The sequence below is a fragment of the Chloroflexota bacterium genome (genome assembly GCA_020850535.1).
In the GTDB taxonomy this organism is placed as follows: domain Bacteria; phylum Chloroflexota; class UBA6077; order UBA6077; family JACCZL01; genus JADZEM01.
The window spans coordinates 85,482-111,442 of the sequence record JADZEM010000013.1; the positions used below are offsets into that span (position 1 = coordinate 85,482).

The window sequence follows — 25,961 nt, forward strand, 5'->3', positions numbered from 1 at the left end:
GTCGCGTGGGTACGGCAGCTCAGTTCTTGCGTCCCCCCTCTCCCGCGCACAGGGAGAGGGGCTGGGGGTGAGGGCCTCGTCTGAACGCTCACGGCCTGCCGCCCCCCTCCAGCAGCGACTGGATCCACGGTGGCAGCGGCTGGCCAGGGCTTCTGGTCCCCTGGGTCGTCGAGCCGCCGGCGTTCGGGCCTTGCGGACCGGTCAGGCCGCCCTGGGCTGGCCCCGGCGTGACGGGGGCCGGCCGCGGCGTGCCAGAGGATGGCTGGCCCGGCCCGATGGCCGGCAGGTCAATCGAGACGATGGCGTCCGTGCTGGGGGCTGAGGGAACCTGCACGGGCGTCGGCGCGCCGAGGACGGGCGGCGTCGGCGGGGCGTTCGGATCGCCGTTGCGGGTCGTGCCGGGGCCACCCTGGTCGCTGCCGCCGCTCCCGCCGCCTCCGGGGCGTGACTCATCACTGGACGAGCCGCCTGAAGGCTGTTCCTGCCGCGGGCTGCTCCCCCCGCCGCTGCCCTGCCCCGGCTGCTGTCCGCCGGCTTGCGCCTGGGCTGGGGACTGCTGCTCCCCAGACCCGGCCTGGCCGTCTTGCCCCTGGCCCTGCGACCCGTCCTGCTGCCCGCCATCCGGCCCGCCCCCAGCCGACCCCTGCCCGGCCTGCTGGCCCGCGCTGCCGGATGCCTCCGCCCCCTGGCTCTGGCCCTGCCCTTGCCCTTGCCCTTGCCCTTGCCCGTCGCCTTGTCCCTGGCTGTCTCCTGGTCCTGGTTGGCCCTGGCCCTGGCCCTGTTGTCCTGCTGCCTGGCCCTGCCCGTTGGCTTCACCTTGACCCTGGCCGGCGTTGCCTGCACCCTGGCCCTGGCCGCCCGCGCTCCCACTGCCCGCGCCCTGCCCCTCTCCGGCCCCCTGGCTGCTGCCACTGCCCTGGCCCTGAGCCGCGCCTGCACCTTCGCCCTGGCCGGCCCCGCTGCCGCCCGCCCCGGAGCCTGCCCCCTGGCCTTCGCCGCTCCCCTGCTGGCCGCTGCCTCCACCGCAGCCACCATCACCCTCAACCTGCGGCGTCGGGGTGGGCGTCTGGGGCTGGCGTGACTCGGTGGTCAACGGGTCTGTACCGGTCAGGCTGGTCAGTGCCGGCACCAGCGGCCTGATCAGCCCCAGCCACAATGCCAGCAGCGCGATGAGCGTTCCGAGCAGCCAGAGTGCGCCATACAGCGCCGCTCGCTGTCCGATCTCCCGCCCCAGCGCGACGCCCGGCGCGCGCCGCACATCCAGCACGAAGCCCGCCCGCCCCAGCCGAGCCGCCTCGCGCACCTGCACGATCTTCCGCAACAGCGGCTGAGGCTGCGCGGCGTCCCAGGTGCGGACCTGCGCCAGCCGCGTCGAGAGCAGCAGCATCGCCTCGGCGCGGGCCACCAGCCGCCGGACGCCGTGCGGGACGGCTGACTGCCAGCAGATCGCCAGTGAGGCCGCCTGTCCGCTCAGGAGCGGTTGCAGGGCAGAGCCTGCGCCAACCAGCGCACAGGCTGCTACGGCCAGCAGGCCGCCGACCGCCGCCAGCATCAGGTCCGGCGTCCGGCCGCGCGTGGCGAGCAGGAGCGCGCTCGCCAGCAGCAGCCCGAGCGTGCTCCAGCCCAGCTGCTGGGCCGCGAACCAGCCGGCAAAGGCCCGGCCGTGCCCCTCGACGCGCCGGGCGCCAGCGGCTGGCTCGGCGTCTGCGAGCCGCGCCAACCGCCGCTCGGCGCGGGTGGCCCAGGTGAGCAGCAGGCCGCTCGTGCAGAGGCCGACGAGCGCCAGCGTCACCAGCAGGACGCCCGCCCGCGCCGACCCGACCGACGCGGCTGCCCAGGCCGTCCCGAGGATGCTCGCCGAGGCCAGCAGGAGCAGCACCAGGGCCGGGACCACCCCGTCCAGCCGTCGGCGGCTCCGTCGTTGCAGGCCGGGAGGACGGGCCGGCCGGGGCGTCGGGGCCCACGCGCTGCGGACGACGGCCTGCCCGCGTGGTCTGGTGCCGCGCCCGCGTGGTTGCGCGGCGAGTCCGCCTCGCCCTGCGCGGCCCGTCGTGAAGCCTGTCAGCCAGCCTGCCATCGCCCGATCAGGCTCCCACTACCGTATGCACGTCCGCGTGTGTGTGACGGCAGACCTCGCGGGCAACGCCCTCCGGTCTGCTTCTGGGACAGCACGGCGACCGTGCAGGCCATCCCATGTCTTGTTGGGCCTGGCAGGAATGATATTCTGCAGCGTCAATGGGGGCAGGTACATGAGGGCAGGTATGTGGGGTGACTGGCTGCTCGGGCGGGCGTCGCACGTACTTCCGTCATCTGGGAGGACGCCTTGTCTGTCACACTCGAACCGCTGACCACGACGGTCACCGCCGACGAGATCCGCCGGCGCGTGGCGACGCTCCCGCGCGTGCCGCTGGCGCTCACGCCGACGCCGATGCAGGACGCCCCACGCCTCGCGAAAGCCTTGGGCCTTGGGCGGCTGCTCATCAAGCGTGACGACCTGACCGGCCTGGCGTTCGGCGGCAACAAGACCCGCAACCTGGAATTCCGGATGGCCGAGGCCGTCGAGATGGGGACCGATGTCTTCATCGCGGGGCTGGAGGCGCAGTCGAACTCGGCGCGGCAGACGACCGCCGCCGCCAACATCCTCGGCATGCAGACGATCCTCGTCCTCCGCACGGACCGCGACTGGCAGTGGCAGGGCAATCCGCTGGTGGACCGCATCCTCGGGGCCGACGTGCGCTGGCTGGAGACCGACGACCCCGCCGTCATGGACCAGACCCTCCGCGACGTCGCGGAGGAGCAGCGCCAGCGTGGCAAGCGGCCCTACGTCATGAATCACGCCGGCGCGTTCGCGCTCGGGTCGGCGCTGGCGTACCTGCTCTGCACGCTAGAAGTGGTGGAGCAGACGGCGGCGCTCGGCGTCCAGCCGACGCACCTCTACATGACCTCGGGGAACAAGGGACACGCCGGGTTGGTGCTCGGGCGGAAGCTGCTGGGGCAGGCGTTCCGGACGGTGGCGATCTCCCAGCGGCGGGGCGATGACCGTGTGCCGGGCGCGCTGGCCGGCGCCCGCGATGCCGCCCGCGCGCTGGGGTGGGACGTGCCGCTGTCCGAGGCGGACGTCGAGAGCTACGACGACTATGTCGGCGTTGACTACGGCGTGCCTTCGCCGGAAGCGCTGGAAGCGATGCGGCTGGCGGCCCGGACCGAGGGCCTGCTGCTCGACCCGGTCTACACCGGCAAGGCGATGGCCGGCCTGATCGACCATGCCCGCACCGGGCGGCTCGGCAAGGATGACGTGGTCGTGTTCATCCACACCGGCGGCCTGCCAGCGATCTTCGCCTTCAAGGACGAGATCCTGGAGAGCCTGGGGACGTAGCTCCCCTGAGATACGGCTCGCGACTGGCAGCGCGAGAGCGGCGCAATTCGCGCTGCCGGTCGTCGCACAATCTTCGGGACATCTGTCCCCTGGCCGCTCCTGGTCGAGCGGCATACACTCTCCGGGATGGGATCGGCTTGATCCAGGGCCGTCGTGCGCGCCCGATCTCGGCGAGGCTTCCGTGCGCGCTGGAGCGTACCGTCGGCTGTGCGCCGTGGACAGGCCATCTCGTGACGTCTGGGAGCGTGCATCATGCAGAAACTGCTCAACGATCCCGCCAATTTCGTCGACGAGATGCTTGAAGGCATCCTGTTGGCCCACCCCGACCGGCTGCGCGCGGTCGAGGGCGAGCCGCGCGCCATCGTGCGGGCCGATGCGCCCCGGGCCGGGAAGGTCGGGATCGCCACGGGCGGCGGGTCCGGCCACCTGCCAGTCTTCCTGGGGTACGTCGGGCGTGGGCTGGCGGATGGCTGCGCGGTCGGGAACGTCTTCGCATCGCCCAACGCCGACCAGATGCTGACGGTCACCAAGGCGATTGACGGCGGCGCTGGCGTGCTGTACCTGTACGGCAACTACGGCGGTGACGTGATGAACTTCGACTTCGCGGCCGAGATGGCCGCCGCCGAGGGCATCACCGTCGAGACGGTCCTGGGCGCGGATGACGTGGCCTCAGCGCCCCCCGAGCGAGCCAACACCCGACGCGGCATCGCCGGCATCTTCTTCGGCTACAAGGTGGCCGGCGCCGCCGCCGAGGCCGGCGCGGACCTCGCCACCGTCAAGGCGACCGTCGAGAAGGCGTTCTCGCGCACCCGCTCGATGGGCGTGGCCCTCGCGCCCTGTACCCTGCCGACGGTCGGCCATCCGAACTTCGAGGTGCCAGCCGGCCAGATGGAGATCGGCATGGGCATCCACGGCGAGCCCGGCGTCTCCCGCGAGGCCATCCGCCCGGCCGACGAGGTCACGGACGTCCTGCTGGACCGCATCTTCGCGGACTTGCAGCCGACCAGGGGCAGCGACGTGGCCCTGCTGGTGAACGGGCTCGGCGCGACGCCGAAGGAGGAGCTGTACATCGTCTACCGGCGCATCCATGCCCGGCTGGCCGAGCGCGGCCACCGCGTGCACCGGCTGTACATCGGCGAGTACGTCACCTCGCTGGAGATGGCCGGGGCCTCGATCTCGATGCTGGAGCTGGACGACGAGCTGGCCCGGCTGATCGACGCCCCCGCCGATTCGCCGTTCTTCCTGCAAGCGTAAGGCCCGTCACGCCGTAGCGCGGGAGCTTGTCCCCCGCCCGTTTCCTGACCGAACAGGCGGGGGCAAGCCCCCGTGCTACGGTCCGACCGCCTGAGACAGCCTCTTGGCGGGCCGTGCGACTCGTCAGTCCGTGGCGCAGGCACGGCACTGATGAGTCGCCTGCCGCCTCCTGGAGCATCACCCATGAGCGACGACGTTCTGACCTTCGACGGGCTACGGGCGGCGTTGGGCCGCGTAGCCGACCGACTCGAAGCCGCCCGCGACGACCTCTGCGCCCTCGACGCCATCGCTGGGGACGGCGACCTCGGCGTCACGATGGCGACGGGGTTCGGCGCGATCCGCCCGCTGATCGAGAATCCGCCAGCCGAGGATGCCGGCCAGTTGCTCTCGCAGGTGGCGATGCAGATCGGCAAGGTCGCGCCCTCGACGATGGGCACGCTGACGGCCACCGCCCTGCTGCGGGCCGGCACGAAGGCGCGCGGCAAGACCGACCTGACGGCCGCCGACCTTGCCGAGATGCTGGAAGCCGCCGCCCAGGGTATGAAGGATCGTGGCAAGGCGGATGTCGGGCAGCGGACGGCCATCGACGTGCTGGTGCCGGCAGCGGCAGCGGCCCGCGAGGCGGCCGGGGCCGGCGAGTCGGCCGCCGTGGCGCTCACGAAGGCGGCAGCGGCCGGCGAAGAGGGCGCGGCAGCCACGGCCAACATGGAGCCGGTCCTCGGGCGCGCGGGCTGGATCGCGGACCGTGCCCGTGGCAACCGCGACGCCGGCGCAACGGCCTGGGCCACGATCCTGAGCGCGCTGGCCGGCTGACCCGGCAGGGCGATTGCACGTTGAGCTTGCCGTGCAGCGTCGTCGGGGCTTGAAAGCCCCCCCTACCATCCTGCAGTCGCTGCGCGACGCTACCGTCTCGCCCGTCGACGGTGTTCCCGGCGTCCGTCGCGCAGCGACGGCATGACTGTAGGCGGGGGTTTCAACCCCCGACTGCGCGTTTCACGACGGTATGGGAACACCGACGAACATGCAATCGCCCTGGCTGACCCGGCTCCACCGCCGCGCGGTTTCTCTGGTCATGCTGTTGAACCTGTCCCCCCATGAACTCCTTGAGAGAGGGGGGCTGGGGGTGAGGGGGAGTACGTCGGGGTGATGCCTCAGGCTACTCCCGGAGGCCGGCGATCACCCCCGCCAGCGCCGCCACCGATTCGGCGGCGGCCGGGCCGCTGGCACTCAGCGTCAACGTCGTCCCGCCCGTCGCGCCGAGGGTCAGCACGGCCAGAATGCTCTTTGCGTTGGCCTGCTTGCCGTTCGCCGCGATGGTCACCGGGGCGGCCAGCGCGGCGGCCGCCCGCACGACCTCTGCCGCCGGCCGGGCGTGCAGCGCCACGTCGGCCGGCAGCACGACCGTCTGCGTCACCACCGCGCCATCATCAGAGCTTGCGGGCATCGCGCGCCTCCTTTGCCGCCTGCGCTACCTCGGGTAGGCTCGCGCCGATGGAGGCCAGCACCCCCGCCGCCACGGCCCCTTCGACCAGCGGCCCATCGACTACCGCCAGCCGAGCCAGCTCCGCTGCCGACAGCTCCTCTTGCGCCGCCTTGACGGCCAGCACCGAGCTGCCGAGATCCATCAGTACCACTGCGCCGGCCCCCTGGGCAGCTTGCTGGAGCGTCTCCAGCACCCGCTCGCCGTCCGAGCCGAGGCTGCCGTCCACCGCCCCGCCCACGGCGTAGATCGTGACAGATGGGCCGGCCATCTGCCCGACCAATGCTGCCAGCCCCTCGACGAGGGCGGCGCTGTGCGACACCAGCACCAGGCTGACGGTGGCCGAAGTGGCAGCGGCGGTAGATTCGTGTGGCATGGGGCGGATTCTACCCTGCCACGCCGACGGCAGCGGACACCCTACAGGTCTGGCAACCGGCCATCGGGCACCGCGTAGTCGATCTCCGGCCGCGTGCCGTCTGGGCTCGCCGTCTCATCAGGGGCCTTGCGGCCGTACAGGACTGTCAGGACCGGCGGCACGACGAGCGTCGTCAGCAGGCTCATGATGACGACCGTCGAGAACACGACATCGGGGATCGCGCCAATCGACTGCCCGACGTTCGCGACGATCAGCCCGACCTCGCCGCGCGGGGCCATCCCGACCCCGATGATCGCCATCGACCGCGTGCCCTTGCCCAGGCCGCCCAGCCCGCAGCCGAGTACCTTCCCGACGATCGCCAGGACCGTCACCGTGAGGGCCAGCCCCAGCACGCTGGCGTCGAGAAACAGCCGCCAGTCCACCCTGCTGCCGGTGATGACGAAGAACAACGGCACGAACAGCTCGTAGATCGGCAGGGCGCGGTGCTCCAGCTCGTACTGCTCGCGGACCTCGGCCAGCACCATGCCGGCCAGGAACGCGCCGATGATGGCGGCCAGCCCGATGCTCGCCGAGAGCGCGGCCAGCCCGAGCATCATCAGCACGGCCACGACGAACGGCGCGTTCCGAACCGGCAGCCGGTCCAGGTGGATGCTCCAACGGCGGATCGCCTGGCGGCCGGCCAGTGCGACGAACGCCGTGAACGCCAGAGCCTGGGACGCGATGATGGCGATGCTCACCAGCGACACCGTGCCCGTCTGCCCGATGGCCGAGACGACGGCCAGCACGATCATCGCCAGGATGTCGTCGATGACGGCCGCCCCGAGGATGATCCGGGCCTCGTCGGACTGGATCTGCCCCAGGTCCGCCAGCACCCGCGCCGTGATCCCGACGCTCGTCGCCACCATCGCCGTCGCCACGAACAGCGCTTCGACCGTCGGGTGTCCGAGCAACGCCACGTACGCATACCCGAGGACGAACGGCAGCACCACCCCGCCCACAGCCACGCCGCCCGCTCGCCCGCCGACCTTCAGGATGTCCGACAGGCGCGTCTCCAGCCCGACCAGGAACAGCAGCACCACCACGCCCAGCTCGGCCAGCACGTCGTAGATCAGGCTGAGCGCCTCGTGAGCAGCGGCTTCGTCGTGCATGGCGTGGATCAGGTCGGTGGAGGGTGTCCCGATCCACCCGAGCGCATATGGCCCCAGCACGACGCCCGCCAGCAGCTCGCCGATGACGGCCGGCTGGCCCAGGCGCTCGAACAGTGCGCCGATCGCCTTGGCAGCCAGGAACATCAGGAAGAGATCGGCAAGGACAGCGGCGGCAACGTGCATCGGCGGCCTCCCGTTGAGAGATGGCAGTCCAGGTCCGGACAGACGACAGCGCAGGGCAACAAAAAAGAGACTGCTTGAGCAGTCTCCACCGAGCCGCGCTGGTACGGGGTACGCGGCCACCCCGAGACTCCCTGAGAGCCTCCCCAACGAGTATAGCAGCAGGCGTCAGTCGTCAGCCGTTATCAGGGCGATTGCATGTTCGTTGGAGTTCCCATAACGTGGTGAGACGCGCAGGCGGGGCGAAGCCCCCGCCTGCCTGCGCGCATGCCGTCGCTGCGCGACGGTAGCCGGGAACAGCGTCGATCGGTGCGACTGGAGCGTCGCGCAGCGACTGCAGGATGGTAGGCGGGGCTTTCAAGCCCCGACCACCCTGCACGACGCGCTCAACATGCAATCGCCCTGCAGTCGTCATGCAATGGTGACCGACGGGCACCCCTCCTCTGTCATCCTGATGCAATGGTGACCGACGGGCCCCCCTCCTCTGTCATCCTGAGTGAAGCGAGCCTGCGAGCGTAACGAAGGATCTCACCCGCTGACCGTCAACGCTCGCGTCAGCGGGTGAGGTCCTTCGCTGCGCTCAGGATGACAATGGGGTGTTGCGTGCTTTCACCGACATACTCGTGCTGCTGACCGCCGTCCGCTGGCCGCTGGAAGCGCGCGCTACTCCTGGATCACCAGCGGCGTGCCGACCTCCGCCCACTCCCAGAACCAGAGCGAGTCGTCGTAGCTCATCCCGAGGCACCCGTGGCTGCCCGAGTATCCCCAGTTGCCCGACCAGTAGTTGTAGTGAATCGAAGAGCCGTCGTTGGTGAAGTACTGCGTGAACAGCACATCCTTCAGGTAGTAGCCGCCCGGCGCGTCCCGTGGGATGCCCAGCCCCTCAGAGCTCATGATCTCGTTCTGGACGCGCCGCAAGATGGTGAAGAACCCGGTCGGCGTCGCCCAGCTGGCGGTGCCCTTGAGCGACAGCGTCGAGTAGACCGGCTTGCCGTCCTCGTACGCCGTCACGATGCACGGGTCCGACAGCTCGGCCACGATCAGCTTGCCGGGGTGTGGCGGGAACGTGCTCGGCACACGCACCAGCGAGCCGTGGACGAACTGCTGCTGCCCGATGCGATACCACATGTCGCCATCGGAGCCTTTGACCTCGCCCAGGACCGTCACGCCCTCGTTGTGGCCGGCCTTCCCGACGATGTTGCCGTCCGTGACGCCCGGCGTGCTGCGGATGTTCGCGCCGCCGACGATGCGGGCCGGCATCGCCGTCTGGTTCTTCTGGGCCAGGTACCACTCTGGCGGATCGCCGCTCGGGCCGACATCCTTCGCGTTGACGTAGGCGATGCCATTCGTGAGCGGGTTGCGGACCCGGATCCGCGAGCCGTCCTGCGGGTTCAGCACGCGGAAGTAGCTGAAGGCTGGAGCCGTCCCAAAGCTGACCGCCCGGTCGTCAGGGCCAGACCACAGCTCGGTCGGCGTGTGATTCTGGACCCAGCCCAGGCCATCCTGCGCCACCGGCGGCGAGGCCGGCGACGACCCCGGCGGGGGCGGGGCCGCGGCTGGCGCACCGGTGGCGGGCGCGCCCGCCACCGGTGCGCCAGATGGGGATGGCTGCGGGCTGGCGCCGGGGGTGGCTGTCGGGCTGAAGCGGTTGTTGCGCGTCGAGCCGCTGCCATTCCCGGAGCCGGTGCTGCGCGTAGGCGTCGCCGATGGCTCGGGCTCCGCCTCCGTCTCGCTGCTCGACTGTGCCAGCGCGACGCTGATGCTGCCCAACGAGACCAGCATCGCCGCCGGCGTAACTGCCAGCAGCCGCAGCGCGCCACGGCGCGAAAGCCGCCTGATTGATGATGAGCCGTCGAGCATCGATCCTCCCGGAAACCGCGACAGTCACACGGCGCGCCTCAGCCAGACGCCCGGCCGACTGCCCACCGCGCATTTTAACGAGCGACGTGCTGTTCTGGAAACGCTGACGCGCGTAGAACGCGGACGGGCCGGCCGCGCAGTTGCTCCGGCCTCTGCCCCCCGACACCCGGCTATCATCCCGCCTGCTGGCGTTCACCAGCGCAGGATGACACCGCGAGAAGGGGGCACCGAGCCTGATGCAGATCGGACTGATGATCCGGAGCGGGAACAATGGCGGCAACGGCGCCATCAACGCCCACCGTTGGGAGACCCTGCGCGAGATGGCGCTGCTGGCCGAGGACATCGGCGTGGACACCCTGGGCGCGCCCGACCATCTGCTCTTCCGCCATGCGCCGCCCGTGGTGCATCTGCCCGCCGGCGAGACGCGCGGCACCTGGGAGGTCTTCACCCTCCTGACGGCCATCGCCGCCATCACGAAGAAGGTCACGCTGCTGCCGCTCGTCGCCTGCACCAGCTTCCGCAACCCCGCCCTGCTGGCGAAGATCGCCGACACCCTGGACGAGGTCAGCAACGGCCGGGTGCTGCTCGGGCTGGGGGCCGGCTGGCACGAGCCGGAGTATCGCGCGTACGGCTTCCCGTTCGACCGCCGGGTGAGCCGCTTCGACGAGGCGCTTCAGATCATCGTGCCGCTGCTCAAGGGCGAGAACGTCACCTTCAAGGGCGAGTTCTACGAGACGGACGACGCCTTCTTGACGCCGCGCGGCCCCCGCGCGAAGACGGGCCTGCCGATCTGGATCGGGGCGCGCAAGCCGCGCATGCTCGGCCTGGTGGCGAAGTACGCCGACGCCTACAACACCGACATGCTCCTCAACCTCGACGACACGAAGGCGGCCGAAGACCTCTTCGCCATCGTGGACGACGCCTGCCGCAAGGCCGGCCGCGATCCGTCAACGCTCCTGCGGACGTCCGGCTGCTCGCTGGCGATGGAGGGCGCGGACGACGTGCCCGGCGGCCCGCCGGCCATCATCATGCGCGGCTCGACCGACGAGATCGTGGACAAGCTGGCGGCCTACGCGGCGCTCGGCATCAAGCACTTCACGTTCTGGATGCACCCGTGGACGCTCAAGGCCATCGAGCAACTGGCGCCCATCGTGGAGAAGGCGCACAAGCTGTAGGATCGTCGGCGGGGTGTCGGGTTCTGGGTGTCGGGTTCTGGGTCTCGGGTTCTGGGTTTCGGGTTTCAGGGGTGGGTCGTGGGGCGCGGGCCGTGGGTCGTGGATCGTGGTTCGCTGGGCGTCCCGGAGCCGATGTTCAGGACATCTAGGAACGAGCACACCACGCCCGTCATCCCGACTGCGGCGAGGAACGAGCACATCACGCCCGTCATCCCGACCGCAGCGAGGAACGAGCGAAGTTGAGGGATCTTCCTCTCGTAGAAGACGGAAGACGTGTTGAACGAAGAAGATCCCTCGACTCCACTCGCAAGCTCGTTCCGCTCGGGATGACGGGGTAGGAAGTCGCAAGCCCTGCCCTGCGCCTGCCGAACGGGTCGTTCCGTTCAGGATGCCATGCCTGCTCGCATGCAGGACTCTGAAACACCACCCCTCAAACGATCCCGACGCGCTCCAACGTCTCCGTCAGCTCCCGCTGAGCCAGGGCGTCCAGCGGGTCGGATGGCGCGCGCACGTGGGCCGTCTTGAAGATGCCGCGCCGCCTTAGGATCTCCTTATTGATGGCATGGCCCATGCGCAGCCCCGTCGAGGAGACCCGCAGGACCGGCAGCAACGACCGCTCGAACGTGTCCTGCGCCCCGGCCTTGTCACCAGCCTGCCACTGGTCCCAGATCTTGACGAAGACCTCCGGCGTGGACGGCCACGGCATCGTGCCGACGCTCCCCCGCCGCAGCTCTTCCAGGAAGTACGTCCCCGCCGAGCCGCCGAAGACCGTCACCAGCCGCCCGGCCTGCTGCACGCACTCCTCAACCCGCAGCGGGTTCGGCGCACTCTCGACCTTGGCGTAGCGGACGTGCTCGCTCTCCTCGGCGATCTGCCGAATCACCCCGGCTGGGACGGTGACGTAGGTCGTGTCCTGGATAAAGACCGGCACCGTCACAGCGTCTGAGATCGCCTTGAAGTAGGAGCGCATCTCCGAGCCGGAGACGCCCATCGACGGCGGCATGCACATCACCGCCGACGCGCCGAGATCCTGAGCCTGCCGGCTGTAGAGCGCGGCCACCACGTTCGACTGCGCGCCGGTGTTGACCACGACGGGGACGCGCCCCCGCACGTGATCGACCACCAGTTTCGTGACGTGCTGGCGCTCGCCCTCGGTCAGCTTCAGGAACTCGCTGCCGAGCGCCAGCCCCAGTCCGTGGACTCCCGCGTTGACGTTGAAGTCAACCTCGGCGAGCAGGCTCTCGTCGTCAATGCGCCCTTCGTCGTCGAAAGGCGTCAGCAGGATCGGGTAGATCCCCTGCATGGTACCTCCGTCGGTGGCAGGTCGTGGGTCGTGGGTCGTGGGTCGTGGGTCGTGGGCCGTGGGCCGTGGGGCGTGGGGCGTGGGGCGTGGGGCGTGGGGCGTGGGCACTCTCAGTGCAATCATGCAAGATGCAATTGTCATCCTGAGCGCAGCGAAGGATCTCACCCGCTGACCGTCAACGTCAACGTCAGCGGTCAGCAAAGCGTATGTCAGCCTGAACGAGCGAGCTTGCGAGCGACGTGAAGGATCTCCCAACCTTGACGGTCAGCGGGTGAGATCCTTCGCTGCGCTCAGGATGACATGATATGTTGCATGCTTACGAAACGACTGCGTCGCCAGTCAGGCTCTACACTCCCACGATCCACGATCCACGATCCACGATCCACGATCCACGATCCACGATCCACGACCTACGACCCCGCCTTGGCCCGGTGCTCCTCGATGTACTCCCAGATGATGTCGTAGCCCAGCCCCGGCTTCGTCGGGATGGTCACGTACCCGTCTGGCTCCAGCGGGTCGGGGGCCTCGCGCAGGTACGGCGGCGTGGCATCGTAGTCCACGCCCGGGGCTACCAGCCCCTTCTCATAGTATTCGCAGGTGTCCTCGCTGACCGAGCCGAGCATCTGGAGGTTCGCCCAGCCACTCATGTGAATCTCGCACTTCACGCCGTACGCCTCGCAGACGATGGCCGTCTTCTTTGCCGCCGTGATCCCGCCACGGTTGCAGTCCATCCGGCTCATGTCGGACGCACCGCGGATGATCCAGTCGGCCCGCGTGAAGACGTTCCCCTCGGTGATCTCCGGCGAGAGAATCGGGATCGTCAGCTCGCGCGCCAGCCGCACGTAGGACTCGACCCGGTACTCGGGCATCGGGTGCTCGTACCAGTAGAAGTTGAGCCGCTCCAGCGCCTTTCCGACCTTCAGCGCCTCTTCCACCGTGTGGTACGTGCCCCACGGGTCATACATCAGCACCATGTCGTCGCCGACGGCCTCGCGGACCAGCTCGCAGACCTTGATGTCCCAGTCCGTGTGCGACGGCCGCCCCGGCACTGACTCGCCGGTGGCCGGGTTCCAGAAGTAGTACGGGTGGATCTTGTACGCCGTGTACCCCTGCCTCTTCATCTCCAGGGCATGCTCGGCGTAGTTGTCCGGCTGGCCCATGTTGGGATAGGTGCTGGCGTAGGCGCGAATCCGCTCGCGCGCCCCGCCCAGCAGCTTGTGGACGGCCACGCCGGCCGCCCGCCCGGCCAGGTCCCACAGCGCCATGTCGATGACGCCGACGACGTGCTCGGGCGCGTTCATCACCCAGAGCCACTTCCAGAACTTCTCACGGTCCAGCGGGTCCTGGCCCACCAGCATCGGCTTGACCCGGTTCATGATGAACTGTCGCGAGTGCTCGTGCAGCCCCTCCTCATCGCCGTGTGCACCGCCGCCGAAGTAGTACCCCTCGACGCCCTCGTCGGTCAGGATCTTGACGACGGTCTGCAAGACTTCCGTCTTCGGATAGGCCTTGCCGTGGCGGTACCGGTCCACCTTCCAGTGGAACGGCACGATCTGAATGTCCGTGATCTTCACTGAGGATTCCCTTCTTTGGGCTCCAGGTTCGGTGGCCGTTGACGCGCTCGGAGACGTGGCATGGAGATTTCATCGTAGCGTTGGTCTACACGTCCTTCACCGCGCCGGCCGTCAGCCCGCGCACGAAGTGACGCTGGATCAGCATCAACACGACCAGCAGCGGTACGCCCATCATCGTGGCGGCCGCGCCGATGGTGTTGAACGCCGTCGTCAGCTCGTTCATCTGGCGCACCAGCCCTATGGTAGCCGTGTACTTCGTCTGCGTCTCGAGGATGATCGAGGCGAAGCCGTACTCGCCCCAGAGCGCCATGAACGCCAGGATCGCCACCGTCACGATGCCGATGCGCGCCAGCGGGATCACGATGAACAGCAGCGTCTGGAACAGCGTGCAGCCGTCGATGCGCGCAGCCTCCTCAAGCTCCCGGGGGATGGTCCGGATGAAGCCGCTCGCCAGCCAGGTGGCGGCCGGCACGTGGAACGCCGTGTAGATAATCAGCAGCGCCGTGTGGCTGTCCTGCAAGCCAAGCTGGTTGACCAGGAAGTAGATCGGCACGAACAGTGACGGACCCGGGAACATCTGCCCGACCAGCAGCAGGGTCAGCATCGTCGAGGCGCCTGGGAACTTGAACCGCGCGAACCCGTAGCCGGCCAGCGTCCCGATGGCTGTCGAGAGGACCGCCGGGATGATCGCCACGTACAGGCTGTTGAGCACGTACAGGTACCAGTACTGCAGCTCGCGGGTGGTCGCCGCGCCGGCCGCCCCGGCCAGCAGCGCCTGGTACTTCTCCAGGGTGGGATGCAGGGGGATGTACTGCGGCGGGATCGCCCAGGAGTCCACGTCCGTCTTGACCGAGGTCAAGAGCAGCCACAGGAACGGGAACGTCAGGACGATGAAGATCAGCAGGCCGAGCACCGTCACGACGATCCGCTGAAGCAGCTGCTGGCGTCTCCAGGTCAGGCGGGCGCGCGGCAGCGGGGCCGGCCGCGCGCCGGTGTCGAGCGCGATCTGGCTCATCGCTCCTCCATGCGCCACGCGCCGCGCAGGATGACCAGATACGCCACGCTCAGCCCGAGCAGGATCACGAAGTTGATCACCGAGAGCGCCGAGGAGAGCCCGAACCGGAACGAGTTGAACCCCATCGAGTAGATGAAGGTCGAGAGGATCTCGCTGGAGTTGGCCGGGCCGCCGCGCGTCGAGCCCCAGACCGTCGTCAGGTCGTTCATGTTCCAGATCAGGTTCATGACGCCGATGACCACCAGCGGGTAGGCGAGGTGGGGCATGATGATGTAGCGGAACTTCTGCCAGCCGTTCGCGCCGTCGATGGTGGCAGCCTCCAGCAGCCCGTTCGGGATGCCCTGGATCGCCGCCGAGACGATCAGCGCGGCGAACGGCAGGTGCCGCCACGTCGCGATGGCCGAGAGCGCGTACATCACCAGGGCTGGATCCCCCAGCCAGGAGATCCCCTTCTCGATCAGCCCGGCCTTCTTGAGCAGATCGTTCAGGACGCCCATCTCGGCGTGGTACATCCAGCGCCATGCCGCCACGGCGACCACCACCGGCAGAATCCAGGGGATCAGGATGCCAGCCCGCAGCAGCCGGTTGATCCCCCAGTCAAAGCTGATGAAGTAGCCGATGGCCAGCCCCAGGATCAGCGCGAGGGCCGTCCCGAGGAAGACCCAGATGGCGGTGTTCTTGAGCACCATCAGGAAGAGGGGGTCTTCGAGCACCCGCTGGTACGACTGCAGCCCGACGAAGTCTGCGCGGCGGGTCAGCAGGTTGGTGTTGGTGAAGCTCATGCGGATGACCTCGCCCACCGGGTAGACGATGAACGAGAGGACGAGGGCCATCGCCGGCAGGACGAGCGCGAGGCCGAAGAGGTCGTCGCGTCGCATCCCGAGGACTTTCATGCTCCCTCCAGCAGCGCCAGGGGCAAGGCAGATCGGACACAGACGCTGCCTGCCCCAGACGCCGAGTGGTCAGCCGTTGAACTCGTCGAGGATGCCCTGCGAGCGCTTGGCCGCCGCTGCCAGCGCGTCCTTCGCCGACATCTGCCCGAGGATCGCCTGCTGCATCGCCGTCGAGAGCGCCTTCTCGGCCTCCACCAGCCCCGGGAAGGCCGGCATGGGCAGCGCCCCCTCGAACATCTTGCCGGCCTTATATTCGGCGTACCACTCGGGGTAGTACTTCTTGAACGTCTCGGTCTCCCAGTTCGCCTTGAGAGCCGGCACCCGCCCCCGGATCACCGAGCCATCCCAGCCGGCCTGGATCGAGGCCTGCTGCCAGAAGTCCACGTACTTGAGCGCCTTGGCCGGCTGCTGGCAGAGCGTGCTGACCGTGAACGCGGCCGTCGGCGTCATGATCGCGGAGGCGGGCGGCGCGGCCCCGGTCACCTTGGCCGGCGGCGGGAAGACCTTCATGCCCATCGGGAAGTCGTCCGGGCGGTTCTGGGACTGGATGAAGACCTGGGCGTAGGAGAGCGACACCCACATCGCCACCTTCTGCTCGAAGAAGAGGGTGGCCGCCTGGCTGAACGCCGTCTCGGTGATGCCCTGCGGCACCGAGCCATCCTTGACGATGTCGACCAGCAGCTGGAGCGCATCCACAAAGCCCGGCTGATCGATCAGCACCTTCTTGCCGCTGTCGTCGAGCCAGCGACCGCCGTTGCGGTAGGCGATGCCCTCGATGATGTTGGCGTCGTTGGTGGCGGCCGTCGCCGAGATCGCGATGCCGGCCCGGTCTGGCTTCGTCAGCTTCTTCGCCGCCGCGCGGACGTCCTCCCAGGTCTCCGGCGCCTTGACGCCCTCGTCCTGGAGGATCTTGCGGTTGAACACCAGGAACGTGCCCATGTCCACGTACGGGTTCGGGCCGTAGAACTTCCCGTTGAAGACGGTGGTGTTCCAGATCTCGGGGATGAAAAGCGGCTTCCACTTCTCCATCAGGTTCTTGTCGAGATCCTCGAACGGGGCGATGGCCCCGAGCGCCGCGAGGTCTGGGATGCTCTGGCCGTCGATCAGCAGCACGTCGGCCGTGCGCTTGGCCTGGTACGAGGCCAGCATCTTCTCGCGCTTGGTCGCCCAGTCGTTGTTCGAGTACTCCAGCTTGACGCCCGAGCTCTTGATGAACTCCTCGTTCTGCTTCGGGAAGTACTCAAGCTCCCTGGTGGATCCGCCGAACTTCCAGACCACCAGCGGGCCGTCTGCCGTGGCGACGGCAGCGCTCTGCTGCGGCGTGGCCGTCGCCACGACGGTCGGCGGCGCGACGTTCGACTGCGCCGCCGGCTGGCCGGCGGCCGGCTTGGCGTCAGCGGCCGGCTTGGGGGCCTCGGCCGGCTTGGCCGGCGCCGCGGGGGCGGCCGGCTCGGCGGCCTTCGGCTGCGGCAGCGCGCCGCCGCCACAGGCGGTCAGCAGCGCCGCGCCGGCGACGAACAGGCCGCCGGTCAGCAACTGACGGCGGGTGGTCAGGCGGCGAGCGGTCTTCTGGGATGTCCGAGTCTCCATCGACGTGCCTCCCTCTCCAGATGGGGTGACTGTGGCCTACGCGGCCGGTGCAGGACGGTCGCCGAATTGACCGCGCTGCACCGCGATCGGACCGGGCAGCAGCGGCGCGGCCAGCCCGACAGACAGCAGGGCAACGCCTGGGCTGCCCCGTCTGGCACGTCGTGGGGGGAGAGATGCGGGAGGCGCGTGGCGGAGGTCTGCGCGGGTGGAGAGAGGATCTGTGCGCTGCTCGCCGCTACGGCGCGGCGTCGCTCCCGGTCGTCTCGTCGCTCCGCTCCGTGCGACGGGTGAACAGCTCCTGGCGGACGTACGGTTCGCTTCCGAGGGGATCCATCATCAGCCGCAGGCGGCGCTCGCCTTCGGCCAGGTGGGCGACGATCTCCGCCTCAAGCCGGTCGGCGTCACGCTCGCGCAGGGCGGTCATGATCGACTCGTGCACGGTGACCATCGAGCGGGGCTGTCCCCGGCCGTACTCCTCGCTGCGGAGAATCCCGCTGACGGTGAGGAGCAGCTGCACCTGCGAGCGCAGGTTGCCCCACGCCTGCTGCAACAGCTTGTGGCCGCTCAGCTCGAAGATGACATCGTGCATCTTGAGGTCGTAGTCGATGCGGGCGGGGTAGTCGTCCCAGACGTCGGCGGCATGCTCCAGGTACTGGCGCATCCGCGTCAGGTGGGACTCCTCGACGGTGTGGACGGCCAGCCGGGCGGCGTAGGTCTCCAGCAGGGCGCGCAGGCTGAACGCCTCGCCGGCGAGCGTCGCCGTGACGGGCGTGACGAACGTGCCGCGCCGCGGCCGGTTGACGACCAGCCCAAGCTGCTCCAGGCTCCTGAGCGCCTCGCGCACGGGCGCTTTGCTGATCCCCATCTGGTTGGCAACATCGGCCTCGACGAGGCGCTGCCCCGGCGCGATGGCCCCCAGGAGGATCGCCTGCTCAATGGCGAGTGTCACCTCCTGCCGAAGAACTCCTGACCGTGTCGGACTGAACACCGGCTTCGCCGTGTCACTCCGTGCCCCGTTGCCGATCGACACCACCGCCACCTCGCCGGAAGGCTGGGCCAGCCCGGCCGCACGCGGGTCCGCACCCCCGTTGACGCCCGGCTGAGCCTGCTGAGAGATAAGCATGGTGGGTGGAAGGCTCCGGGAGGAAGTCAGCATGCGATATTCGACGAACGCTCATCGATAGTCGAAAGTCGACTATCGACACTTCGCCATGATACGGGATGTCCTCATGGTTGTCGAGTGGCCTGTTCGGGCCATTTCCGGCCGCGTTGCGCGGGCCTCGTCGTGGTGGGGTACAGCGGCCCGGCCCGACCATTTCTTCTGCCAGGGCCGGCCGTTCTGCTAGCCTTCCTCCGGAGAGTGTGTACGGTGACCACTGACGTCCTGGCGACAGGCGCCCCGATCCGCGTCATCCTGGCGGACGATCATCCGATCCTGCGGAGCGGCCTGCGGCTGCTGCTGGGCGCGGAGCCGGACCTCGAGGTGGTTGGCGAGGCCAACAACGGCCTGGAGGCCGTCGAGCAGACGACCCGCCTCCGGCCAGATGTCGTCGTCATGGACATCGCGATGCCGGGCATGAGCGGCCTGGAGGCGACGCGCCGCATCAGCCAGCTGGAGACGGGTGCGCGCGTCCTGATCCTGACGGTCCACGCCGAGGAGCAGTATCTGCTGCCGGTGGTGCAGGCGGGCGGCTCTGGCTACGTCCTCAAGAGCCAGGCCGACACCGACCTGCTGGAGGCGATCCGCGCGGTGCACCGTGGCGAGGTCTTCCTCGACCCGCCGGCCCAGAAGATGCTGCTCGAAGATTACCTGGACCGCGTCAAGGCCGGGAAAGAGGTCGACAGCTACCAGACCCTCTCCGAGCGCGAGCGCGAGGTGTTGAAGCTGACCGCCGAGGGGTACACGGCCCAGGAGATCGCGGACCGTCTCGTGTTGAGCCCGAAGACCGTTGATACCTACCGGCAGCGGGTGATGGACAAGCTGAACCTGCACCACCGGGCGGAGCTGGTCAAGTACGCCCTGCGGAAAGGGCTGCTCCAGCCGGGAGAGGGCTGACGACAAGTGTTCAGTTGTCGGTGATCTGTGGTCTGTAAGGGGTATGCCGGTGAAAGCACGCACGTGCCAGTTGTCATCCTGAGCGCAGCGAAGGATGACAGAGCGGGGTGACCCCATCTGACAACTGCAAACTGCTGACTGAGAACTCGCACGTGTAGGGTTTTTTCCCACAAGCGTGTCGGGGAAACCTCGTCCGCGAGATGGGGAGGCCCCCCGACACACATGCGGCCGGACTGCCCCTATGATTGTCGCGGGCGCACGACGGCGAGCCGCTCCCCCAATCGGGTTCGCCGTGCAGCCATGACGCGGCGGAACGCGACGACACTCGCGGTCCACTCCGCCACCAGCGTTGTGGTCGTGGAAGCGTCGGTCGTGCCAGCGGCCGAGGTCGCGAGAGCGTGCCAGCGGCGCCCGTCAGGCTCTCTCGTCATGCTGCCGGCTGCTCACTCGAGCGGCCGGGCAGTCTCTCTAGCTTTCGTAGGCGCTCTGCGTCGGTTTTCCCTGCTGATCTTTCCCGCGTAACGCTATGGCCTCGCACGCGTCGGGTTGCTTCACGCACCCGGCGCGTCTTTGTGTGCCTGCCCTGCGGGCGAGCTTCACCCCGCGGGCGAAGTCCACCCCGCGGGCGAAGTCCACCCTGCGGGCGGTAGACTCCCGCAGCCAGATCGGGAGGGGAACTGTGGCGACGCCGCCGCTTGCATTGCACACCTGGAGCCTGGACTCGACGCCGCTCGACGCGGTGCTGAAGATCGCCCGCCAGACCGGCTGGCAGGCCGTCGAGCTGCGGCACATCGACTTCGTCCGCGCCGCCGAGGCCGGCCAGTCCGAGGACGACGTGATCGCGCTGGTCCGTGCGAGCGGCCTGCCGGTGGCCGCTGTCGGCGCGCGGCTCGGCTGGATGTACGCCGAGGGCGAGGAGCGCCAGCAGCTCTTCGACATCTTCGAGGCGACCTGCCGGCGGGCGGCCGCCCTCAACTGCCGCGTCGTCCAGTCACCCGTGGATGTGCCGGCCGGCGATCTGCAGGCTGCTGCCGCGCGCGTCCGCCAGATCGGCGAGATCGCCCGGCGGTACGGCGTGCGGGTGGCCCTGGAACCGATCTGCATCGCCCAGCAGTTCAGCACCCTGGCGAGCGGCAAGGCGCTGCTGGCGGCGGCCGGGCATCCGTCGGTCGGCCTGGACGTGGACTGCTACCACATCGAGCGCAGCGGCGACGGCATCCCCGAGGTCGAGACGCTCACCCTGGACGAGATCGTCTACGTCCAGTACAGCGACGTGCCGGCCGATGCTGGCCCGCCGACCCCGGACAGCCTGCTCAACCGCCTCCAGCCCGGCCAGGGCGTCGTCCCGATGGCCGAGTTCCAGCGCATCCTGACGGCGAAGGGGTACACCGGACCGTACAGCTTCGAAGCGCCGAATCCGGCCGCCTGGGACCGCGATCCGCAGACCGTCTCCGACGAGGCGTACGCTGCCAGCCTGGCCGCGTTCCACTGACGCTGCGTGCCGCGCCGCGGGGCCAGCGCTGGCCGCTGCGCGCACTCGTGCGCGGCAAACTGCCCGACGCAGCCCCGCACCGGACACTCTTATGAGTGAAGCTCACGTACTCGACGGAACCAGGCGCCGCACCGCTCGTTACAACTCCGTCACAGCCAGGGCTCAGTGGCTCTGGAGACCGTGACCGTGGGTTGGCACGGGAGTTGCTTTTGTAAAGGCCAGGTACACTCCCGCGCTTGGGACGGTGCTGGAAAGGCTACCCAGATGTGCATTCCCATCAACCTCGACGTCCCCGTGGTCACCCACGATCACTACGAGATCGGGATCGCGCGGGACATCCTGTGTGCATGCCCTGGTGACCACGCGAGCGCTGGCAGCTCGATGATGGCAGCCTTCGACGCGGTTGGCGGGAATGGCGACCTCTGGCTGCGGGTGAGCCGCGCGGCCCTGCCCGATCTGTACATTCCGTTTGGCGAGATCGTCGAGACGCAGCCCACGGGCGTGCTGCTCCATGTCGATGCCGCCGATGTCCGCGCGAGCGGCTGGGAGCGCCTGCCGGCGGCCGTGCCCGTCTCCGCCTGAACCGTCATTCGCGGCGGCATCGCTGACGGCTTGTCAGAACGCACGGTATCATCGCCCCTGCGCCGCCGGGCGTGTGGCAGCATGCGGCCTGTCCTGACGCGCCGGGCACGACCGTTGCTGTGCATCCCGGCCGGACCATCGGACTGTCGGGGGTGAGGGATGCGGCGTCGTGAGCTGGTGAAAGCGCTCCTCGGGCTGGCCGCCGCGCCGATGCTCCTGCCGCTGGGAACGCCGGCCGCCCGCGCGCAGCCGGCTCCGCCAGATGACGCACCAGCCGAGCCACCAGGCCAGCCTGCCGAGTTGCCGGCCCCGCCTGCTGAGTTGCCGGCCCAGCCACTCCCCCAACCGGTCGCTCCGCTCCCGACCACCTTCGCGCGCGGGCCGATCCCGAACAACATCGTCGGCCTGAACGTCGCGCGGCTCCACCAGCCGATCTACATCTGGGCCACCTCGGACGTGGTGAACGCGAATGGCGGCGATTGGGGCTACATCACCGTCGTCTGGACCGTGGCGGACCGCGAAGACCGCAACGCCGAGTACAACTTCCAGCAGTTCCTGGATCGTTGTTTCGAGCACCACGTGCAGCCGATTGTGCGGGTCGCCACGACGTTCAGCCGCAGCACGAAGCCCGGCAACTCGCCGCCCGGCAGCAAGGGCATGGACGGCTCGTGGTCGCGACCAGACTGGGATGAGCCCAGGAAGTGGCGCGCCTTCTTCGAGCGGGCAACCTGGCCCTCGCGGCACGCCTGGATCATCGTCGGCAACGAGCCGAACCTCGGCCGCGAGTGGGGCGACGAGGTCGATGCAGCCGGGTACGCCCGTTACCTCGCCCACTTCCTCGACGTGTTCCAGGACACGCCTCGGTTCGACGTGGTCAGCGGGGCGCTCGACATCTCGAACAGTACCCAGCTGCCGGTGATGCAGGATGCGCTGGAGTTCCTGGACGAGATGGCCGCTGCCGTGCCCAGCATCTTCGAGCGGCTGCCGGCCTGGGCCTCGAACCCGTACCGCGTCATCTCCGGCGGGCCGGGCGCGCGCTACACCCATCTCGCCTACGAGGCCGAGTTCGACCGCATCGGCCGGGAGATGCCCGTCCTGATCACCGAGGCCGGCCACCTGGAGACCGGCGACGAGATGGAGATCGCTCGGTTTTACGCCGAGGCGTTCCGCGACTGGATGGCCGATCCGAAAGTCGTGGCGGCGACGCCGCTGTTCTGGCACCCGGACCGCAACGAGTTCTGGATGTTCGAGCTGGACAGCAAGAACCGCTTCGTCTACAAGAGCCCGACCTACGAGCTGTTGCGAAAGCTGCCCCGGATGGCCGGCTCCCCCGAATACGTGGCCACCATGGGCAACGTGGCGCGGACGACCCCCTTCGAGGAGCCGGGAACGGCCGCTGCGCCCGAGGATGATGGCGGCCAGCCGGCATCCGCGCACGCCTCCGAGCGTGAGGGAGATACCTGGGAGCTGGACGCCGACGGGCAGCCGGCGGCCCCGCACCCGGCCGCTCGGGCACAGCCGCCGGCGGCGCAGGCCAACGCCGCGCAGTCGGCGCAGGCCACAACTCCCGCGGCCGGCCCGGCTCAGGCGTCGGCGGGCACGTCGCCGTCAGGGGGCGCACCAGCAGCCGCGCGCCCGTCAGTCGCCCAGGCGCTGCGGGTTGCCAATACCGATGGCGCGGGCGCTCGGCTGCGGCTCGCGCCATCGGTGGCCTCTGATGCCCTCACGGTGCTGCCAGACGGCAGCATGGTCGAGGCGCTGGGGCCGGAGCAGGGCAGCGGCGAGCAACGCTGGCGGCGGGTCCGCGCTGAGGACGGTGTCGAAGGGTGGATCGCCGCCGAGCTGCTGGAGCCTGCCGACGAGTAGCCTGCGGATTGTCGCCCGCCCGCTCGCGGGCCGGTGGAGCGGGGCTTTCAAGCCCTGACGACGCTGCACGACCCGGCCAACGTGCAATCGTCCTGCGCCGTTCGGCTCTCCCCGCGCGCGTCGGCAGGTATGCTCCCACGACCCACGACCCACGACCCACGACCCACGACGCACGACGCACGACCCACGACCCACGACCCACGACTGGAGCACACATGGCCCAGGCGACGCGGCCTCTCGGCTACATCGGCCTTGGGATGATCGACGGCATCATCCACGGCGCGGCTGGTGACGGCGCTGGCCGCGTCGCTGGGCATCCCGAGCCTGCTCGGCTCGGCGGCCTACCAGTTGCACGCGCTGGCGATGGGCGCCGGCCTGGCAGACGAAGACCAGCGCGCGACGGTCACAGTGCTGGACGCGTGCAACGGCGGGCCGGCCCGCTCGAAGCAGGCTGATGCGTAACACGTCCGGCGTGCGAATCGCGGGGCTGGCCGTGCGCTGGCACACGCTGCCAGCGCCGGCCGACCGTGGCGACGCCCCGGCGGCGTTCGGCCTCTGGGTGCTGGCCGATCCCGATGCCACCATCGACGCGATGACCCAGGAGGAGTTCGAGCGGACCGACGAGCGGATGCCGTACTTCGCGATGGTCTGGGCCTCGGCGGATTCGCTGGTCTCCCGGGTGCTGGAAGGTCCACGGCTCGACGGTCTCCAGGTGCTCGATCTCGGGTGCGGGCTGGGGCCGTGCGGCTTCGCGGCGGCTCACCTGGGCGCGCACGTCACCTTCTTCGACTGGGAGCCGCGCGCCCTGGAGATCGCCCAGCACAGCGCTGCCCGCCAGCCGGTCCCACTATCGCGCTTCGAGTTCCTGGTGGGAGACTGGCGCAACCCGCCGCCGATGGGGCCGTTCGACCTGATCCTCGGCGCGGACGTGCTCTACGAGCAGCGCAACGCGCCGGCCGTGGCCGCCTTCCTGGCCAGCCACCTGAAGCCGGACGCCGAGGCCTGGATCGGCGATCCCGGCCGGCCACAGGCCGGGCCGTTCCCGGCCCTGGCCGAGCGCCACGGTCTCCAGGTGGTCAGCAGCGAGATCATGCCGCCGCGCGCTCACCAGGCCGAGATCACGCTGCTGCGGGTGCGCCGCCCGACCTCCTGAAATCCTCCCCCGTACACGCCGCGCCGTCCTTTCGTACCATCCATCCGCACCGACGCGGTCAGCGTCAGGCAGCATGCTGCCTGACCCGTTTGGGGGCGGCGTGTTGACAGGGGGGACGACGCCAGCAGGAGGGGCGCCGAGCTGACAGAAAATGGATCCATCGGCCCTGCTGGCGCGTCTCTTGTGGTAGAGCCTCGTGCTCTGCTGAACCCTGGGAGGTCCAGACGTGGCCTACATGCTGATTGGATTGTTGGTGATCGCCGTCGTGCTCGGCGCGTTCACCTGGCTGACCTTCACCCTGGTCGGATTCCTGCTGACGCTGCTGGTGGCCGGCCTCGTGGGCTGGGCCGCCGACGCCGTGGTGCCCGGCACGCTGCCGGGCGGCTGGATTGGCGCGGTGCTGGCCGGCATCATCGGCGGGTTCCTGGGCACGCTGCTGCTCGGGAAGATCGGCCCGACCATCTTCGACATCAACATCATCCCGGCCTTCATCGGCGCGGCGGCGATCGCCGTGGCGGCCGAGCTGACGATGGGCTCGCGCTCGCGCGCCGTCCGCTAGCCCCGCCGCGCTTCTTGCCTCGGGGCGAGCCGCCCGCCCGCACCCAGGCGAATCCTCCAGCCTGGGCCGTCGCCAGCGCGGCGGCGCAGGCCCCGAGCAGCACCCCGGCGAGAACGTCGCTGGGCCAGTGCCAGCCGACCGTCACCCGCGAGGCCGCCGCCGCCAGCCCCACCAGCCCCAGGAGTCCGAATGCCGGCAGCCGCAGGCGCGGCCAGCGCGCCCCGGTGAACGCTGCCAGCAGCAGCGTGAAGTAGGCCGCGCGGATCGAGTAGCCGCTCGGCAGCGAGCTTGGCGTGGGCACAATCGTCAGCGGGTAGCCCGGCCCCGGCGCGCCGCACGAGGCCCGCCCGATCGTCTCGAAGAACGCCGACGGCGCGGGCTGCTGAAAGTAGTACTTGAACGTGATCTCGATGCCGACCCCCGCCAGCAGCAGGAACACGATCCAGAAGCCGGCCCACAGGCGGCGGAAGCGCAGGCAGACGAACGCCAGCGCCAGCGCATAGAGCAGGCTCAGCTCGGCTGCGAACACCACGCTGGCGCGCTCGCCGAGGCTGCGCCCCCAGCACGGCACATCCTGCCAGAGCACGGCGGCCAGCCAGCGGTCAGCCGTACGGTGCAGGCCCGTCCAGACGAACACGACGAGCGCCAGGTACGCGCCGCCAGGCCAGACGACGCTGCGGGGCAGGATGGCGAGCGGGCCGGACACACGGGGATGATACGGTGCCCCGGCTCCCGAGCTTCAGGATTTGGCGGGCCGCCGATCTGCCCGCGTGCGCGGCCCGCCTGCGCCGGCCGCCCGGCGGAAGGCCACGAGGTTGTCGGCCTCGGCGGCGAGGTGCGCGGAGTCCCTCGGCAACGGCGACCCCAACGCTGGCCCCAGCGGCACGGCGACTGCCGTGGCGTGCGTCATCATGCTCCTGCAAGCAAACAGGGCCATCTCGACGTCTTGCCAATCGGCGAAGCGAGACCTCGATCTCATGGCCGCGACAGCTCCAGCGCGCGTTCGTACCCGATTCTCACGTGAGCCGC

The 25,961-nt window shown here is 69.5% G+C and carries 23 protein-coding genes; 11 read left to right on the forward strand and 12 right to left on the reverse strand.

Going from position 1 to position 25,961, the window contains the following annotated elements; all coding sequences use genetic code 11:
* Positions 1-88 precede the first annotated feature (88 nt).
* Positions 89-2,077, reverse strand: coding sequence for a hypothetical protein (locus tag IT306_01980; protein MCC7367159.1), 1,989 nt, complete (start codon positions 2,075-2,077; stop codon positions 89-91).
* A 246-nt stretch (positions 2,078-2,323) separates the two neighbouring features.
* Here IT306_01980 and IT306_01985 point away from each other — a divergent pair, with 246 nt between their 5' ends.
* The 3 genes from IT306_01985 (at position 2,324) to IT306_01995 (ending at position 5,443) form a co-directional block, all read left to right on the forward strand.
* Positions 2,324-3,376 (forward strand): pyridoxal-phosphate dependent enzyme, encoded by a 1,053-nt coding sequence (locus IT306_01985; protein ID MCC7367160.1) that lies wholly within the window; start codon positions 2,324-2,326, stop codon positions 3,374-3,376.
* A 252-nt stretch (positions 3,377-3,628) separates the two neighbouring features.
* Positions 3,629-4,630 (forward strand): dihydroxyacetone kinase subunit DhaK, encoded by a 1,002-nt coding sequence (gene dhaK / locus IT306_01990; GenBank protein ID MCC7367161.1) that lies wholly within the window; start codon positions 3,629-3,631, stop codon positions 4,628-4,630.
* A 183-nt stretch (positions 4,631-4,813) separates the two neighbouring features.
* Complete coding sequence (locus IT306_01995) at positions 4,814-5,443, forward strand: DAK2 domain-containing protein (GenBank protein ID MCC7367162.1); 630 nt, start codon at positions 4,814-4,816, stop codon at positions 5,441-5,443.
* Between the two features lie 343 nt (positions 5,444-5,786).
* Here IT306_01995 and IT306_02000 read toward each other — a convergent pair whose 3' ends face one another.
* The 4 genes from IT306_02000 to IT306_02015 form a co-directional block, all read right to left on the reverse strand.
* Entirely contained in the window at positions 5,787-6,074 is a 288-nt protein-coding gene (locus tag IT306_02000; GenBank protein ID MCC7367163.1) for an HPr family phosphocarrier protein, read from the reverse strand.
* Entirely contained in the window at positions 6,058-6,486 is a 429-nt protein-coding gene (locus IT306_02005; protein MCC7367164.1) for a hypothetical protein, read from the reverse strand. The genes IT306_02000 and IT306_02005 overlap by 17 nt, the downstream gene beginning before the upstream one ends.
* A 41-nt stretch (positions 6,487-6,527) precedes the next feature.
* Positions 6,528-7,817, reverse strand: coding sequence for a cation:proton antiporter (locus tag IT306_02010; GenBank protein MCC7367165.1), 1,290 nt, complete (start codon positions 7,815-7,817; stop codon positions 6,528-6,530).
* 660 nt (positions 7,818-8,477) lie between these two features.
* On the reverse strand, positions 8,478-9,674 hold the full coding sequence (locus IT306_02015) for a L,D-transpeptidase family protein (protein ID MCC7367166.1): 1,197 nt from the start codon (positions 9,672-9,674) through the stop codon (positions 8,478-8,480).
* Between the two features lie 236 nt (positions 9,675-9,910).
* Between IT306_02015 and IT306_02020 the strand changes: the two genes are divergently transcribed.
* Positions 9,911-10,849 (forward strand): LLM class flavin-dependent oxidoreductase, encoded by a 939-nt coding sequence (locus IT306_02020; protein ID MCC7367167.1) that lies wholly within the window; start codon positions 9,911-9,913, stop codon positions 10,847-10,849.
* Between the two features lie 430 nt (positions 10,850-11,279).
* Here the strand turns inward: IT306_02020 and IT306_02025 are convergent, their stop codons facing one another.
* From IT306_02025 to IT306_02050, 6 genes are all read right to left on the reverse strand, one after another.
* Positions 11,280-12,152, reverse strand: a complete 873-nt coding sequence (locus tag IT306_02025; GenBank protein ID MCC7367168.1) for a dihydrodipicolinate synthase family protein — start codon at positions 12,150-12,152, stop codon at positions 11,280-11,282.
* Positions 12,153-12,562: 410 nt separating this feature from the next.
* On the reverse strand, positions 12,563-13,726 hold the full coding sequence (locus IT306_02030; GenBank protein ID MCC7367169.1) for an enolase: 1,164 nt from the start codon (positions 13,724-13,726) through the stop codon (positions 12,563-12,565).
* Positions 13,727-13,811: 85 nt separating this feature from the next.
* The gene (locus IT306_02035) at positions 13,812-14,741 is read right to left on the reverse strand and encodes a carbohydrate ABC transporter permease (GenBank protein ID MCC7367170.1); all 930 of its coding nucleotides are present in this window, start codon (positions 14,739-14,741) and stop codon (positions 13,812-13,814) included.
* The gene (locus IT306_02040; protein MCC7367171.1) at positions 14,738-15,634 is read right to left on the reverse strand and encodes a sugar ABC transporter permease; all 897 of its coding nucleotides are present in this window, start codon (positions 15,632-15,634) and stop codon (positions 14,738-14,740) included. The genes IT306_02035 and IT306_02040 overlap by 4 nt, the downstream gene beginning before the upstream one ends.
* Before the next feature lie 69 nt (positions 15,635-15,703).
* On the reverse strand, positions 15,704-17,224 hold the full coding sequence (locus IT306_02045) for an extracellular solute-binding protein (GenBank protein ID MCC7367172.1): 1,521 nt from the start codon (positions 17,222-17,224) through the stop codon (positions 15,704-15,706).
* Positions 17,225-17,459: 235 nt separating this feature from the next.
* Positions 17,460-18,347, reverse strand: a complete 888-nt coding sequence (locus IT306_02050) for a GntR family transcriptional regulator (protein ID MCC7367173.1) — start codon at positions 18,345-18,347, stop codon at positions 17,460-17,462.
* A 261-nt stretch (positions 18,348-18,608) separates the two neighbouring features.
* Here IT306_02050 and IT306_02055 point away from each other — a divergent pair, with 261 nt between their 5' ends.
* The 7 genes from IT306_02055 to IT306_02085 all read left to right on the forward strand — a co-directional run bounded on the left by IT306_02055 (position 18,609) and on the right by IT306_02085 (position 24,932).
* Complete coding sequence (locus tag IT306_02055; protein ID MCC7367174.1) at positions 18,609-19,280, forward strand: response regulator transcription factor; 672 nt, start codon at positions 18,609-18,611, stop codon at positions 19,278-19,280.
* Positions 19,281-19,959: 679 nt separating this feature from the next.
* A complete protein-coding gene (locus tag IT306_02060) occupies positions 19,960-20,772 on the forward strand; it encodes a sugar phosphate isomerase/epimerase (GenBank protein MCC7367175.1) in 813 nt (270 codons plus the stop codon).
* Positions 20,773-21,036: 264 nt separating this feature from the next.
* Positions 21,037-21,354 (forward strand): hypothetical protein, encoded by a 318-nt coding sequence (locus tag IT306_02065; protein ID MCC7367176.1) that lies wholly within the window; start codon positions 21,037-21,039, stop codon positions 21,352-21,354.
* A 159-nt stretch (positions 21,355-21,513) separates the two neighbouring features.
* Positions 21,514-23,220, forward strand: a complete 1,707-nt coding sequence (locus IT306_02070; protein MCC7367177.1) for an SH3 domain-containing protein — start codon at positions 21,514-21,516, stop codon at positions 23,218-23,220.
* Between the two features lie 288 nt (positions 23,221-23,508).
* A complete protein-coding gene (locus IT306_02075; GenBank protein MCC7367178.1) occupies positions 23,509-23,682 on the forward strand; it encodes a hypothetical protein in 174 nt (57 codons plus the stop codon).
* A complete protein-coding gene (locus IT306_02080) occupies positions 23,675-24,373 on the forward strand; it encodes a class I SAM-dependent methyltransferase (GenBank protein MCC7367179.1) in 699 nt (232 codons plus the stop codon). Before IT306_02075 ends, IT306_02080 begins: the two co-directional genes overlap by 8 nt.
* Positions 24,374-24,671: 298 nt before the next feature.
* Complete coding sequence (locus tag IT306_02085) at positions 24,672-24,932, forward strand: GlsB/YeaQ/YmgE family stress response membrane protein (protein MCC7367180.1); 261 nt, start codon at positions 24,672-24,674, stop codon at positions 24,930-24,932.
* Here the strand turns inward: IT306_02085 and IT306_02090 are convergent.
* Positions 24,862-25,638: a phosphatase PAP2 family protein gene (locus IT306_02090; protein MCC7367181.1), complete on the reverse strand. Its 777-nt coding sequence runs from the start codon at positions 25,636-25,638 to the stop codon at positions 24,862-24,864. The two genes, IT306_02085 and IT306_02090, sit on opposite strands and share 71 nt — an antisense overlap.
* Between the last annotated feature and the right edge of the window lie 323 nt (positions 25,639-25,961).